Origin of the sequence: Alkalibacterium kapii (assembly GCF_007988865.1) — a bacterium.
Taxonomy (GTDB): domain Bacteria; phylum Bacillota; class Bacilli; order Lactobacillales; family Carnobacteriaceae_A; genus Alkalibacterium; species Alkalibacterium kapii.
Genome location: NZ_BJUY01000025.1, coordinates 12,489 through 27,255, shown reverse-complemented (window position 1 = coordinate 27,255; position 14,767 = coordinate 12,489). Strand labels below are relative to the sequence as shown.

13 protein-coding genes are annotated in these 14,767 nt (G+C 38.0%); 11 read left to right on the top strand and 2 right to left on the bottom strand.

Annotated elements, in window-relative coordinates; all coding sequences use genetic code 11:
* Together AKA01nite_RS08065 and AKA01nite_RS08060 are read left to right on the top strand one after the other, a co-directional pair.
* Positions 1-4,705, top strand: a 4,705-nt coding sequence (locus tag AKA01nite_RS08065) for a SpaA isopeptide-forming pilin-related protein (protein WP_281282446.1), incomplete at its 5' end; no start/stop codon positions are given.
* A gap of 64 nt (positions 4,706-4,769) precedes the next feature.
* Positions 4,770-5,378: a class A sortase gene (locus tag AKA01nite_RS08060; RefSeq protein WP_146924811.1), complete on the top strand. Its 609-nt coding sequence runs from the start codon at positions 4,770-4,772 to the stop codon at positions 5,376-5,378.
* A 302-nt stretch (positions 5,379-5,680) separates the two neighbouring features.
* On the opposite strand, the gene AKA01nite_RS08055 is transcribed toward AKA01nite_RS08060, so the two are convergent.
* Complete coding sequence (locus AKA01nite_RS08055; RefSeq protein ID WP_146924810.1) at positions 5,681-6,871, bottom strand: DUF8173 domain-containing protein; 1,191 nt, start codon at positions 6,869-6,871, stop codon at positions 5,681-5,683.
* Between the two features lie 426 nt (positions 6,872-7,297).
* Here AKA01nite_RS08055 and AKA01nite_RS08050 point away from each other — a divergent pair, with 426 nt between their 5' ends.
* The 3 genes from AKA01nite_RS08050 (at position 7,298) to AKA01nite_RS08040 (ending at position 8,676) form a co-directional block, all read left to right on the top strand.
* Complete coding sequence (locus tag AKA01nite_RS08050) at positions 7,298-7,690, top strand: RidA family protein (protein ID WP_146924809.1); 393 nt, start codon at positions 7,298-7,300, stop codon at positions 7,688-7,690.
* Positions 7,691-7,914: 224 nt separating this feature from the next.
* Positions 7,915-8,406, top strand: a complete 492-nt coding sequence (locus AKA01nite_RS08045; protein WP_146924808.1) for a ribonuclease domain-containing protein — start codon at positions 7,915-7,917, stop codon at positions 8,404-8,406.
* The gene (locus AKA01nite_RS08040; protein WP_146924807.1) at positions 8,407-8,676 is read left to right on the top strand and encodes a barstar family protein; all 270 of its coding nucleotides are present in this window, start codon (positions 8,407-8,409) and stop codon (positions 8,674-8,676) included.
* A 170-nt stretch (positions 8,677-8,846) separates the two neighbouring features.
* Here AKA01nite_RS08040 and AKA01nite_RS08035 read toward each other — a convergent pair whose 3' ends face one another.
* Positions 8,847-9,767 (bottom strand): NERD domain-containing protein, encoded by a 921-nt coding sequence (locus AKA01nite_RS08035; protein WP_146924806.1) that lies wholly within the window; start codon positions 9,765-9,767, stop codon positions 8,847-8,849.
* Positions 9,768-10,209: 442 nt separating this feature from the next.
* Between AKA01nite_RS08035 and AKA01nite_RS08030 the strand changes: the two genes are divergently transcribed.
* The 6 genes from AKA01nite_RS08030 (at position 10,210) to AKA01nite_RS08005 (ending at position 14,762) form a co-directional block, all read left to right on the top strand.
* Entirely contained in the window at positions 10,210-10,464 is a 255-nt protein-coding gene (locus tag AKA01nite_RS08030) for a hypothetical protein (RefSeq protein ID WP_146924805.1), read from the top strand.
* Between the two features lie 256 nt (positions 10,465-10,720).
* Positions 10,721-11,461, top strand: coding sequence for an SIS domain-containing protein (locus AKA01nite_RS08025; protein ID WP_146924804.1), 741 nt, complete (start codon positions 10,721-10,723; stop codon positions 11,459-11,461).
* A gap of 647 nt (positions 11,462-12,108) precedes the next feature.
* The gene (locus tag AKA01nite_RS08020) at positions 12,109-12,558 is read left to right on the top strand and encodes a DUF3284 domain-containing protein (RefSeq protein WP_146924803.1); all 450 of its coding nucleotides are present in this window, start codon (positions 12,109-12,111) and stop codon (positions 12,556-12,558) included.
* A 1-nt stretch (position 12,559) separates the two neighbouring features.
* Positions 12,560-13,648, top strand: a complete 1,089-nt coding sequence (locus AKA01nite_RS08015) for a DUF871 domain-containing protein (protein WP_146924802.1) — start codon at positions 12,560-12,562, stop codon at positions 13,646-13,648.
* Positions 13,649-13,672: 24 nt separating this feature from the next.
* Positions 13,673-14,347 (top strand): GntR family transcriptional regulator, encoded by a 675-nt coding sequence (locus AKA01nite_RS08010; protein WP_146924801.1) that lies wholly within the window; start codon positions 13,673-13,675, stop codon positions 14,345-14,347.
* A gap of 100 nt (positions 14,348-14,447) precedes the next feature.
* Complete coding sequence (locus AKA01nite_RS08005) at positions 14,448-14,762, top strand: PTS sugar transporter subunit IIB (protein WP_146924800.1); 315 nt, start codon at positions 14,448-14,450, stop codon at positions 14,760-14,762.
* Positions 14,763-14,767 lie beyond the last annotated feature (5 nt).

Genomic DNA, 14,767 nt, shown 5'->3' with positions numbered 1-14,767 from the left:
TTCTAATTACTCATTAAAACTTTTAGAAGAAGACGGAACAGAATTTACTGGATATACGATTGATTACACGGCTCCAGAAGTGGAGAATCCGGGGCAATTTGTCATTACCTTTACAGAATCGATCGAACGTCCGCTGACTCTAAATTACTCGACTCACTTTGAGCGTAATTCAGACGGAACGGCTTCGTATAGAAACCAGGCGACAATCAACTGGTCTGAAGGTGGAAAAGATTATACAAGTGATTCCGGAGAGATTTCGAGCGGGGACACGGGACTGACCGCTGTCAATGGAGTGAAAAATGGTCGATATAATGCAGTGACGAAGGAAATCACCTGGTCAGTTTACGCAAACTATGCACGCTTACCTATAAAAGATGACTTTGAAATAAGTGATGTACTCCCTGAACATCAAGAATGGGTAACGGATTCGTTTGATGTCTTTAGCTACGAAGTCAATGCTAAAGGAAACATCATTAATGAAGAAAGCCTTGATGCGTCATTTTACACACTGACCTTTACTGAAGGGGAGGATCCAGCGTTTTCTCTGAAACTGTCTGATTCTATGAATAATAAAAAACAGGCAGTGGGTATACGCTTTTCTACAGAATTCAGTGACGGCTGGGTTAGAGACGCGAAAGTCATTAATAAAGCAAAGGTTGTCAATAACAACGAAACAATCGATTTGGAAGCAGGTGTGAAGATTCCTTTCGGCGGTGTGTTTGCGGATAAGGATGGCGTACAAACAGGTGAATTCTCTGAACGTATCGATTGGGAAATCAGTTTGAACCCTAACCGCTCGATTATTTCAGATTTCAAACTAACAGATAACCCTGATTTGAATTCTCGATTAATGAAGGACACATTCGTTCTTTATGAAGCGAAGGTAAATAAAAATGGCGATCTTTCTAAAACAGATAATGTATTAACTGAAGGTGAAGACTATAACCTTAACATTATGGCCAATCAGGAAACTGGGAAGCAATCCTTTGAACTTTCATTCCCGGAAAAAATCGATCAAGCTTATATTTTAACCTATAGTTCTTACATCGACCCTCTCGTAAATAAGGACGATCCTATTAATAACGCATTCACAGCTGAAGGCACAACGACCGAATATCAAGAACTGACTGAAGATGAAGTCAATGTCTTTAAAAACAATGCTGGTGGTGGCGATGGTTCAAGCGTTAGAGGGAACCTTGAGATCAGAAAAGTCGATACGAATGGTAAAGATTTATCTGGTGCAACATTCCAGTTGTTCACTAAAAACGGAGAACAGCTTCTTAGAAGTGGTGAAACAAATCAAGAAGGTCATGTGACATTTGGAGGATTGAGACGAGGCGACTACTTGCTTAAAGAAGTTAAAGCGCCTGAAAGATATGTCATCAGTCCTGAGCTGGCAGAAGGCAAAGAAATCACACTGGATCACGAAAATGATCAAGACGTTGTGATTTTTGATGCGGTCAATCGCCTAACGCAAGTAAAAGTAACCAAAATGTCAACTGACGGACCGATTCGTTCTGATGTTGTCTTTTCAATATTGGATGAAAACAAAAATGTTATAAGAGAAAAAGTGACTGCTGAAAAAGGGCAGCTCGTTATCGAAGACCTGGATCCGGGTAGTTATTTCTTGAAAGAAGAACGCGCACCTGAAGGATATATATTAAATACGGCGCTCGTTCCGTTTAAGGTACAAATCAACGAAAATGGGACGCAACAGGTTCCTGAACTGAAAGTAATGAACTATAAAGGAAGCGTGGCATTTGAAAAAACGGATGCAGATGGTAAAGCGTTGTCTGGCGTAGAATTTGAGATAAGAAATCAAGATAATGAAACGATCAGAACGCTTGAAACAGATAAGTCTGGAAAAGTATCTGCTACTGACTTAGTACCTGGTGAATATACGGTGCATGAAACGAAAGCGGCTGAAGGATATATTTTAGATACCACTGTTCGACGATTTGTTATTGAAGACGAACAAGAAGGCAAACCTGAAACGATTCAATTAAATGACTGGACCAACTATCAGGGTTCCGTCCGATTGATTAAAATGGATGAACAGAAAAATCTTCTTGAAGGTGCAACATTTGAATTACGCCAAGGAGAAACAGTGATCGCAGAAGAAACCACAGATGCAGAAGGTCAACTGACAGTGACTGGTCTAGCACCAGGAAGCTACACCTTTGTAGAAGTGGCTTCACCTGATGGATTCATTTTGAATTCAGACCCGGTCGATTTCGCAGTCGCAGCAAAAGAAGCTGGCGAACCAGAACTGATCATTTTAGATGATTTTATTAACTACAAAGGGAAAGCATTTCTAAATAAAGTAGATGCATCCGGAGATCCTTTAGAAGAAGCAGCCTTTGAGCTGAGAGACGTGGACGGACTTCTCATAGAAGGAAATCTTGTGTCAGACGAAAACGGTGAAGTACACGTAAACGGGCTAGCTCCTGGCTCTTACGCTTTTGTTGAAACCAAAGCACCTGAAGGCTACATCTTAAATACCGAAGGAGACTTCTCGTTCACGATCGAAGCGGTACAAAGTGGACAAGTCGAAGCTATCGATGCTGGTGAACTAGTCAACTACAAGGGTACAGCTGAGTTGATAAAAACAGATGTGAATGAAGAACCACTAGCTGATGCAGAATTTGCACTTGAAAATGCTGAGGGAGAAATCGTTCAGGAAAAACTCGTTGCAGATGAAAACGGTAAGGTAAGCGTTACTGAATTAGCGTCTGGAGACTATACGTTAATAGAAACAAAGGCACCTAAAGGCTACATGCTTAATACGCAAACCGTACCTTTCACTATTGTCGAAAAGGCAAACGGTGAACCAGAAGCATTGGAACTAGGCACATTTATTAACTATCAAGGAAGCGTTCAACTGGAAAAAGTAAATCAAGCGGGTGATCCTTTAGGTGAAGCGACGTTTGAGCTTTATGATAATTCTGGCGAATTAGTTGAAACTTTAACAACGAATGCTGACGGCAAATTACTAAGTGGACCACTTGCGCCAGGCAACTATACTTTGGAAGAAATCAATGCCCCAGAAGATTACATCATTAATGAAGAAGTATTGAGATTTACTATAGAAAAAGAAAATAATGGTAAACCTCAGCCGAATGATTTAGGACAATTCATCAACTATCAAGGAAATGCCGAATTCATTAAAACAGATGCAGAAGGCAAAATTTTGGAAGGCGCACACTTCTCTCTTTACAAAGGAGAAGAAGTTGTATCAGACAACCTTGTCACGGATGAAGAGGGTAAAATTGTTGTAGAAAACTTATCACCCGGACAATATGTCTTGAAAGAGACAAAACCCTTAGACGGTTATATACTGAACACCGAAACAATCGCATTTGAAATTTCTGATTCTGATACTGGGGAACCAGTAAGATTAGATTTAGGCAAGTTCGTCAACTATAAAGGTGCTGTCCGCTTGCAAAAAGCAGATAAACAAGGCCTACCTTTAGAAGGTGCTGAATTTGAACTGTTGCATGATGAAACTGTACTATCTACTCATACGACCAACGAGAATGGTGAAATCACTGTCGACGGTTTGGCTCCAGGAAATTACAACTTTGTGGAAACAAAAGCACCGGAAGGATTCAGTATCAACACGACTCTTATCGACTTTGAAATCCTTGCAGAAAACGAAGGCGAACCAACTGTTGTAACCTTAGATGAGTTTGTTAACTATAGAGGACAAGCGGTCTTTGAGAAAACAGACAGCAAGGGCAATCCTTTAAGTGGCGCAGTCTTTGAACTGAGAGATTCCGATGGATATCTAATAGAAGATTCCTTAGAATCAAACGACGAAGGACTTGTTTACGCAAAAGATCTCGCACCTGGTTCTTACCGATTCGTTGAAATCGAAGCACCAGAAGGATATGTCTTAAACACAGAAGAAACAGACTTCTTCACGATCGATGCATCTTTTGAAGGCGAAAGGCCAGTCGTAGATGCAGGCACGTTGATCAACTACAAAGGTTCCGTTAAATGGACGAAGACTGACGCGGAAGGTAATCCACTGGAAAACGCCGTGTTCAAGTTAACTGACAGTGAAGGAGCAGTTGTTGAAAACGAACTGCACTCTGACGCTAATGGACAAATCACTGTTGATGGCTTAGTACCTGGTGAATATACACTTGCTGAAACCAAAGCACCGAATGGCTTCATTTTAAATACCGAAACGGTTACTTTTGAAGTCGAAGCTCAGGCTGAAGGCGAACCAGATGTACAGACGTTGAGTGACTGGATAAACTACCAAGGATCACTTGAAATAAGGAAGACCGATACCTTCGATGCATCACTGGAAGGAGCGGTATTCAGTCTAATCGACTCGAATGATCAAGTCCTGTATGACAATCTTGTAACTGATTCAGAAGGACGTGTACGCATTGAAGGTCTTGTTCCTGGAGTTTATACATTAGTTGAAATACAAGCACCAGAAGGCTATGTTTTAGCTGAAAATCCAGTAGCTTTGACTATAACTGATGAACACGCAGGCAAACCTGAGACTGTAACTGTTCAAGTTGAAAACGAAAAAGTGGAAGAAACACCTTCAGAAGATGAAGAATCTGATTCAAATGACACCCTCCCACAAACGAGTGTTTCTTCTTTTGCATTATTGACAAAAGTAATGGGAATAGCCTTGCTCACTGTTGGACTGTACGTCATCAGAAAACAGACAAAGAAAAACTAAAAGCAAAGTTTAAAATGAAACAGTAAACTTAAATGACTAAAGTATGTAGAAAGGGTGATCAGCAATGAAAAAAAAGATATTATTTTTAGGTGTCATCGCAGTTATTGCAGGTGTGCTGTTGATATTTTTCGAACCTCTGACAGATTGGCGCATAAATAACTTGTCTCATTCGGTCATCGAAACCACCGAAACTTTTGAAGCAAAATCAATAGATACGGATACTCACTATAACTTTGATGAAGTGAAAGAATTGTCTTTCGATTCCTTGTTGACCCTTCCTAAAGCTGAAGATGTAGTAGGGATAGGAACACTTATCATGCCAGAAGTCGATATGACTATTCCAATACTGAATGGACTATCTGATGAAAATTTAATGGCTGGAGCGGGAACCATGAAAAAAGACCAACAACCTGGTCAAGGTAACTATGCTATTGCTGGACACAACTGGCGAGACCGGACGACACTTTTTTCTCCTCTGCACAGAGCCCAAGAAGGGATGAGTATTTTTCTCAGAATAGGTGATGATACGTTTGAATACCGTGTCACTACCATCCAGACAGTTGAACCTACACGCATTGACATGATCGAAGACCAAAATGAACCGTTGCTGACTCTCGTTACATGTAATTACGACGGGACCGAACGACTCATCGTTCAGGCAACACTCGTATAGTAAAAAGACTCCCACACAATGAGGTGCGGGAGTCTTTTTGTTTGGAAAACTTCACAAAACTTATTCGAATCGGTCTTTTTCAGAAGTGGAGTTGAAAACTCTGCTCACTTCTTAAGATTACTCATTTAGTTAAGGAGTAGATGTCCGAGAATGGTTTAACTTCTGAAGAAACAAGCTTTCCTTAAGAAGTAGACGATAATTAAGCTATAACTTATACAGATAGAGCACTAAACCAAATCAATAATGAAGATTTTTCAGCACAGCTGTAAAAATCCACAACCTTAGAATGCTATTTTGCTTTCTTATTCATATTCAGCATGTTTCGGCTCATTGGGCTTGCGACTGAACGTTACTAAGGCGCCAAGACCTGTAATAGCTACAACTAATCCGATGATCCATCCAACATAAGGGATCAGCATCAAGAGTTCCAGAATAAATAGACCTAATGTTACGTGCAGGAATTCCTTGCCTAAGCTCTCTCTTTCGTAGGCTTTAGTTATTTGAGAACCAATGAATAATGCAACGATTATTTTTGCGATATAGAGTGCGATCCAGTATAGAGCGGAGAGTATGATTCCCATCGGTATACCGATAATAGTGACCATAAGCAGCACTGACACTAAAGGGATTCCAATTAAGGCTAACAAGCCGAAGCCCATTGTCTTAAGTATTATCGTAGCGATGGGTTTGGTACTATTCATCCAAAATTGTGGACGTAAAAGTCGGATGAACAACCACACAACTAGAGCGGAAATCAGACTAAATAAAGCAAAGAGTATTCTGAATATCCATCTTTCTGTTTGGCTAAATGAAAACATTCTACTATCAGTAGGTTCCGTCTCTGTATAGTCAGTCTGACCGGCGATACTCGCATTTTGTGAAATATCTGCTTCGTTAGGGCTGTTGTAGGTAAGGTTTCCTTCTATAGAAGCTGAATCATTTAAAGCAACTTCTTCACCATATATATTAGCGTTTCCTCCAACAATACTGTTCAAAGTAACAGATTCACCGGCTCCAAAAATATGTCGGGGGGCTGGTCCATCTTGAATCACATCCATACCGGCAATGAACAAGTCTCGACCGATTTCTGAATTTTGTTCGACCCTGACTGTTTCACCAGTCATAAATACATCACTGCTGTTTTTCCCTTCCATACGGATGGTTTCGCCCACACCATAGATATTTCCATTGACTTCACCACTTATTTGGACCGATTCACCCACAATGAATAGTGAACCATTGATGTCGCCATTGACTTGGACTTGTTCACCAAATACAAAAGTTGTTCCATCGACATTGCCGTCAATTTGAATAGCTTCTCCATAGAAAAAGCCTGGGCCGTCAATCGTTGTTCCCTGTTCCAGCGTTTCTCTTGTCTGATCATTATTCGTTAGGGTTGCAGCGGAGACCGTTCCGGCTAGTGAAATAAAAGAGATAATGAAAAATATGATGACTGAGAGATCTTTAGATTTATTTTTGTTCTTTGTGATCATTGTCAAAACCTCCTGGATTGACCTGCTTTTTTTGACCAATTAAGTTAAAGTTTTTCCACCTCCTCATACCTGAGTATCTTATTACTAGCTTACCACTGATAAGACACAAATCGTTAGCGAAAACAATTCTACCAATTCCTAATAAGAGATATCTGAAGTTGCTTAACATATAGTCAATGTTACAAAGTTTCTTGACACTATATACTTGGGATGAGATATATATAAAAATTAGAAAAGTTATATATACGAATCAATAAGGATAATATTTTACAGGAAGGAATAGGTTGTTTATAGTTATTATAGGTAAGTTGAAGTGAAAAACTTTGAAAAAATATTTTGTATAGACGGTATAGTGATTATTTATGGTAATATAACAAGGTAAGTAAACGGATACATTATAATGATAATAAAAAGGAGAGCATAGTTTTGACAAGGAAAATTTATACAGGCAAAAAAGCCACCTCTTCGGGACCTTATTCTCACGCAGTGGATGCTTCGGATTATTTATTTTTCTCAGGACAAACCGCGCACAATGCAGTGGGATATTCAGGCGAGACGTACGATATCGTGACCCAGACTGAAATGTGTTTTGTTCATTTGAAAGATGTCATGGAAGAAGCCGGCGTTACTTTAGATAATGTCGTAAAAGTCAATGTCTATCTCACTGGGATGAAGCACTTTGACGAAATGAACGCTGTTTATGAAAAAATGTTCAGTGAGCCTTTTCCGGTAAGAACGTGTGTCGCTGTTTTGGAATTACCGCTTGGAGCGGATGTTGAGATCGAATGCATCGCGAAACGGTCATTGAATGAAGAGTGAACGATATTTCAGCTCTCATTTTGAGTTTTTCTTAAGAAGTTCGTGACTTTACTAGAGCAACTCCTTAGGGTAACGGTTTTACTTAAGGAGTTCTGTTCAAAGTAAACGTAACTTTTTAAGATGCTAGTTTTTCTACATGAGTGAGAGATTTAAAACTTTTAACTGCTTAAGATAACTAGGGAACCACTTCAAATCGAATCAATGAATTTTTCAAGGAGGAACGTATGGATAAAAGACTTCTACTGTTATTTACGATACTCTCAACACTCCCATTAGCTGCTTGTGAGGCGATTGAACCCGCGCTGGATGAAATCATTGAAGAAAATTTATCTGAAACGACGGATGAAATTGGAAATGATACGATTGAAGCAGACGGCTACTACAGCTCGCCAGAAGATGTGGCGCTGTATTTACATACATATGACGAACTGCCCAATAATTACTTAACAAAGGACGAAGCGCGTAAGCTGGGGTGGAAAGCGAGCGAAGGGAATCTGTGGGAAGTGACCGATGAGATGCTTATTGGCGGTGATAATTTTGGCAACCGTGAAGGACTTTTACCAGAAGAAGATGGCCGTGATTATTTCGAAGCCGATGTCAATTATGATGGTGGTTACCGTGGCGCCGAACGGCTGGTTTACTCCAATGACGGACTGATTTATTATACCGATGATCACTACGACAGTTTCCAGCAGCTTTATAGGGAGGACGAATAAATGAGAACAGTGAGACTGGATGGCCAATTTATGTGTGATGCGGAAGCTGCCCACTCCTATATACAAGCACAGTTAGGGATACACACTTATTCTGGTTTTAATCTTGACGCCTTGTATGACGTGTTAAGTGCGTATGACAAAACGATTTGGATCACTCTCATCAATGAGCCTTTAGTGCATGAATTTCTAGGTGACTATGGCGAGCGACTGATCCAAACGTTTCAGGATATAGAAAAGATAAATGAAAACATTCAGTTTAGTGTCTTCTAATAAGGGAATATTGGTTTTATTTAAGAAGTGAATAGGAAAAAGACAAAAAGTACTGAAGATAATCGATTTTCTTCAGTACTTTCTTGTTTAGAACTATAACTGCTTAAGATAACCAATTAACTTAAGTAGTTGAGCCAATATAAAGAAAAACTACTTAACTAACGTCAGAATTACACATAATAAGTCCCCCGACCACAACTTTTAAGGCAGTAATTCTTTCTTAACACCGCCTGTATGCGTGATTTTGACAAGTTATTCTCGCACCACAAAGAAATAATATTTTTATCTAGGCGACTTGTAGGAAAAAGTAGGCGAAATTCCTCAATACTTCGATGAATAGCTGCTGATATATTTTCTTTTCTAAAGCAATCTGTGCATACACGAGTTTGTCTTGTTGTTTCATACTGGAATGATCCACATTTTGAGCAGATGATTCCCTTTTTTAACTGATCAAAAGCATAGTTTCCCGGCAAATTGACTGAGCGGTATGAGTCGTCGTGTAAAGCTATCAATTTTTCTGCTATTCTTTTTGAATTTGATGTATCAGATTTGATAGTTTCTGATACCGATTTAAAATGGTTTGCCAATTGTCCTTTAAATATCACATTATTTTGTTCCGGAAAGTTGTAAACATAAAAGTCAGGATTAACGAAAACGACGTAGGCGCTGATTTCTCTTTCCAAATTTAAATTCAACAATAAGTTGTAAAGATAAGCCCGTTTACGTTCAGCCTGGGCAATAGGATCCTGCAGAGCATGTCCGGAATTCGAGTAAATCCCGCCGTCTTTGTAGTAATAGGAGCCTGTGTAGTTTTTTACTTCATACAAATAAATGCGATCGGACGTTACGAGCAGAGAATCAATTTGATAGAAAGTTTCCTGCGTGTCTATCAGTAAATCGTTGATGACAAGGCCTCTTAGATGTCTAAATTGCATGATTTCATCAAAGAGCTGTTCACCCTCGAACCCTTTGACCTGGTTTTGATACATTCTTTTCTCACTAAAATTTAAATCCATGCGAAGATTTAATGATTCCAGCACACGATGACTGACGGATTTAGACCGCTCTTTCATAATAATGATACTAACCACTCCTTTTTTATTGCCATATTATTAATATTTACAAAAGAATAAAAAACTCACGAAAATAGTCGAGGAAATTTAATTTACTGTTGTTTTTCATCTGAAGTGGGGAAGAGAGACAGAGAAACTGCTTAAGAAAACCTCTTAGCTTCAGAAGATTCACTCGAATCCACGCAAACTGCTGAAGCAAACAGTCTATCTGTACCAGTTTCACCCAGCCGAGCAAAAACTGCTAAAGCAAACACGTTATCTTTATCAGTTCCACGCAATCAAATAGTAACTACTCAAGCAAGTAACACTACACCACCCCTCTTAAAAGGCAGATTTTGTCATGCCCAGACAAAATCACCATCATGAAGTGATCCGGACCTGCTGTAATCGTTTATTTTGATGTCCATAAGGCCGTTTGTTATAATTAGGGTAGTGAAGAAAATAGACAGGAGGAATTGTTGTGGCGGAAAATATATTAAGAGACCGTATTTTAGAAATTTATAAGAGCGATGATGGAATCAATGAAAAAATTGCTGAATTGAAACCGGCTTTCCCGGACGGCGAAATAATTGATGACGTTGAAAAACTTTATGACGAAGACAAACTGGTATTACGTGAAGATAACGATAAAGGAAAGAAAGCCTTTCTCGATCGTCCGGAAGGCAGCCAGGAAATCACGTATTTCTATCCTGAGAAATTGAAATATAAAGAATAATCACAACCAAAGAACAGCGCTGATGACCCAATTCATCGGTGCTGTTTTTTACAATCAAGTCTTTTATGAACATGAATATATTTCCATACATAAGAATAAACTTTCGAAATAATTACTTTAACCTGCTGCTTTTTATTTTCAACAAATTAAAAAGAAAAGAAATGACAAACGGTACTCTAAATGATAAAAATATGATAGAGTTAAAATTAACAATTAAGAAAGCGGTACAAAAAACAGTATAAGGAAGAATGAATAAATGAAACATCTAGAGTACTTTCAAAAAATAGAGGAGCAATTAAAGGAGCAGCTGAAAGAAGAACATATTGAACAAGCTGCGCAGTTTTGTGCGGAATCGATCCGAGCAGGACGACTGGTTCACGTTTTTGGGAGTGGGTATTCTCAAATGATGGCCATGGAAGTTTTTTATAGAGCCGGTGGTATTGTGCCGATCAATGCTCTATTACTGCCACAGTATGCGCTGTTTCCACATGCTGAATTAAGCACACACCAGGAAAGAGATGAGAACTTTTCAAATCACTACCTTCATATGGAAGATATTGATGAAAAAGATACGATGATCGTGGCTTCAGTATCAGGTAGAAATGCAGGCGTTATAGATATGGCATTGGAAGCAAAAAATGTCGGTATGCATGTTGTCGCTTTGACCTCTCTAGCTTTTTCACAAACCATTTCTTCAAGGCATTCATCAGGAAAGCTGTTAAAAGATGTCGCGGACGTTGTGATTGATATTAAGTGTGACGCGGGGGATGTGGCCATGTCGCTTGAAAGAATAGATTCAAAATTTGCAGCTACATCAAAAGTCTTGGGTTTGACAGTTATGGAAAGTATTATTGCAAGAACGATCGAAATCAACAAAGAACATCAATTTGATACGCCAATTTTTTCGAGTTCGAATCTAAATGATGGTGACAAAATTAATGCTAAACATATAAAAAATATCGATCGATGCTATCTAATCTATGACCTTTTAGAATAAAATCGATTGATTCAAAATTGTACTGTATTATTTAAATAATAAGGGTTATAGTAGCACTAAGAATAGGTAAGTAACTAGTGAAATAGTAAAACTACTTAAGAAAAATAATTATATTAATAAGTTTTGAAATTTTGGTCACTTACCTCTGAAGATATTGGATTTTCTTCAGAAGTGGAAGGCTTATTAGACGAAATTACTAAAGAAACCGGCTCGGCTAGTCAAATCTACTGTGGTCATCGAGAAAACTATCCGGTCTAACGGATTTATATCTATTATAATGACATTTTTCGCACGAAGCGAAAAATACCGAATTAGCTAGAGAAGTTTATAGAAAATATAGTAAAAGTTCTTAAGACAATCAGTTATCTTAAGAACTTTTACTATATACAGCTATTACTTCTTAAGCTGTGACTTTACCTAACAAAGTTGTGGCTTATAAAAAGAAAACTTCTTAAGGAAACCATTCATACCGTTACATACCAATTTATACCACGTTAATCCGTCGAAATAAAGGTAGGAGGTCTTTCAAAAGAAAGCTGTAGAGCGCAAGACCGGAAACTTTTTTCTAAATGGAGTGAAAACGGTTGTATTTTCTGGAAAAATTGTTATTATTAAACTATGGTATATACCATGAAAGGGATGATCAAATGAAAACGACGTCAACGTTAGATGTAAGTCAAGAAGCATTTTTCGACTTTTTATATTTGTCTATCATTAACGATATAAAACAAAGTACGCAAAAGAACGTTTCAAAAGATGACATCACTGAAGGGTTTGAATACAAAAAAACGTTAGCGAATAAAATGGGAAGGAAGGGTCAGGTGAAAGTCACTCTAGCAGAACTTCAGCCTCCTACCAAATATGTCGCAGAATTTAAAAGTAATCAAGGCATCAATGTAATTTCTTATGAAATCGAAAGTGTAAATGAAAGCCAGATAAAAGTGACATATACTGAAGAATTCATAGCAGCAGATAAACTTAAGGACTGGAATTTCAAATTGCTCAATTTCTTCTATAAAAAGAAAAGCAAAAAAACAATTGATGCAACGCTAAAAAATATCGAAACGTATATCAAAACGAAAAGAGAGGAAGCATAAGATGATCAATTTAGGAATTTCAATTTACCCCGATAAATCAGAAATTGAAAGTGATTTAAAGTATATAGAACTAGCTGCAAAGTATAATGTTAAAAAAATATTTACGAATTTACTTGGGCTAGGGGATAAAACTAAGTATGAAATCAAACAGGAATTCAGTAAACGAATCAATCATGCACATAAATTCGGGATGGAAGTAATCGTTGATGTCGCTCCTTATATATTCGATGAGTTAGGTATCAGTTATACTGATCTGTCTTTTTTCAATGAAATAGGGGCGGATGGTATTCGGATGGATGAGAACTTTGATGGAAATAAAGAAGCTGCGATGTCTTATAATGAGTATGATTTAAAACTTGAATTCAACGCCAGTGGAAGTATCAATCAAATTGAAAATATTTTGGCATTCAAGCCAAAAAAAGAAAAGATCATTGCTTCTCATAACTTTTATCCTCAAAAGTTTACTGGACTGGGCCTGGATTACTTCATAAAAAACAGTGAAGCGATCAAAGCACTTAACATTAACCTGGCAGCTTTTGTATCGAGTCATGCACCGTCTGCCTTTGGTCCCTGGGATGTAAATGAAGGATTGTGTACATTGGAGATGCATCGAAATCTGCCAATTGATCTTCAAGCAAGACATCTTATAGCAACCGGTCTAATTGATGACGTACTCATAGCCAATTCGTATGCAACTGAGGAAGAGTTTGAATCTTTATCTGAAATAGTTGAAGGAAAAGTCAACCTCAAAATCAATAAAGAGTATGACTTAACAGCAGCTGAAGAAAAGATACTTTATGATCATGAACATTTTGTACGCGGTGATTTGTCCGATTTTATGAGAAGAAGTTCCATGACTAGAGTGAAATATAAAAATGAAAGTATCGCTCCCCACAACACGAGAGACTTAAAAAGAGGCGACGTTGTGATATTGAATAATAACTATACACGCTATAAAGGAGAGCTGCATATCGTGTTGAAAAACATGCCTAATGACGGCAACAAAAATGTGGTGGGGAGAGTGAAAGATGACGAACTCTTTCTACTGGATTACCTGGATTCATGGAGAAAGTTTGCGATAATGAAATAATTAAAACGGGGAGATAGAGTATAATTGAAAATTCCAAAATATGTTCAGATAAAAAATACTATTTTCAATGAAATTCAAAATAAAAAATACAATGACTCTATTGAATCCGAACGAGATCTGTCCAAACGATTAAATGCCAGCAGGATGACCGTCAGAAAAGCAATAGACGAATTAGTGAAGGAGGGGTACTTATACAGAGAAAAGAATAAAGGGACATTCATTTCAGACAAATCACTGTGGAAAAAAAATACTCTAGTTGATGATGAGCAATCTGAAAATATAGAATACCGAATCGTCAACTTTGATATCAAGTATTCCAGTTCCCAGGAGGTGCTGAATCATTTAAATATCGATGATACGGATTCTTCAACGATCATCAGAGCGATCCGGCTGGTGCTGAAGGACAAGCGGCCGCAAAACATTGAAGAATTCTATATATTAAGAAGTTATATCGATGAGAAAGACATCAATAAATTCGATAAATTGCTGGATCTAAAAACATATCTAGAGGACAGTACCATGACTCAAAGATATATCCCTATGATACTGGATCCTAAATACGCGGCTGCATTGAAATTGCCGATCGGGACTCCGATCATCATGGTAGAAGGAACGGTCAAATCAAAAAACGGGACACCGTACATTTATTATAAGTCTTATAACAACCCAAAAGAAAAGGTGCTGGAAATGACGATTTAATTATTTAATTCAGCATAAAAAAACGTTTACATGTAGAAAAAGATGTGGTATATTATATCTAGGTTGGTATATACCACCATAAAAAACAGGAGGGTTTAAAATGATCAATATATTGTTGGTTTGTTCAGCTGGGATGTCTACCAGCATGTTAGTGAAGAAAATGCAGGAAGCGGCAGAAAAGAGAGACTTGGAAGCCAAGGTTTGGGCAGTGGGAGATTCTGAATCTCATGAAGAATCTAAAAAGGCTGATATCATTCTTTTAGGTCCACAAGTTAAGTACCTGGAATCTAAAATGAAAGACCGGGTGAATAATGAAAAACCTGTATCCGTTATCGACATGCGCGTGTATGGAACGATGAACGGAGAAAAAGCTTTAGACAATGCTTTAGAAGCTCATAAAAACTTTAATAAATAAGGAGG

Coding starts and splice junctions, on each gene's coding strand:
- AKA01nite_RS08025 (WP_146924804.1), top strand. CDS start 10,721: ATGAAACATCTAGAGTACTTTCAAAAAATAGAGGAGCAATTAAAGGAG.
- AKA01nite_RS08060 (WP_146924811.1), top strand. CDS start 4,770: ATGAAAAAAAAGATATTATTTTTAGGTGTCATCGCAGTTATTGCAGGT.
- AKA01nite_RS08005 (WP_146924800.1), top strand. CDS start 14,448: ATGATCAATATATTGTTGGTTTGTTCAGCTGGGATGTCTACCAGCATG.
- AKA01nite_RS08045 (WP_146924808.1), top strand. CDS start 7,915: ATGGATAAAAGACTTCTACTGTTATTTACGATACTCTCAACACTCCCA.
- AKA01nite_RS08055 (WP_146924810.1), bottom strand. CDS start 6,871: ATGATCACAAAGAACAAAAATAAATCTAAAGATCTCTCAGTCATCATA.
- AKA01nite_RS08020 (WP_146924803.1), top strand. CDS start 12,109: ATGAAAACGACGTCAACGTTAGATGTAAGTCAAGAAGCATTTTTCGAC.
- AKA01nite_RS08040 (WP_146924807.1), top strand. CDS start 8,407: ATGAGAACAGTGAGACTGGATGGCCAATTTATGTGTGATGCGGAAGCT.
- AKA01nite_RS08015 (WP_146924802.1), top strand. CDS start 12,560: ATGATCAATTTAGGAATTTCAATTTACCCCGATAAATCAGAAATTGAA.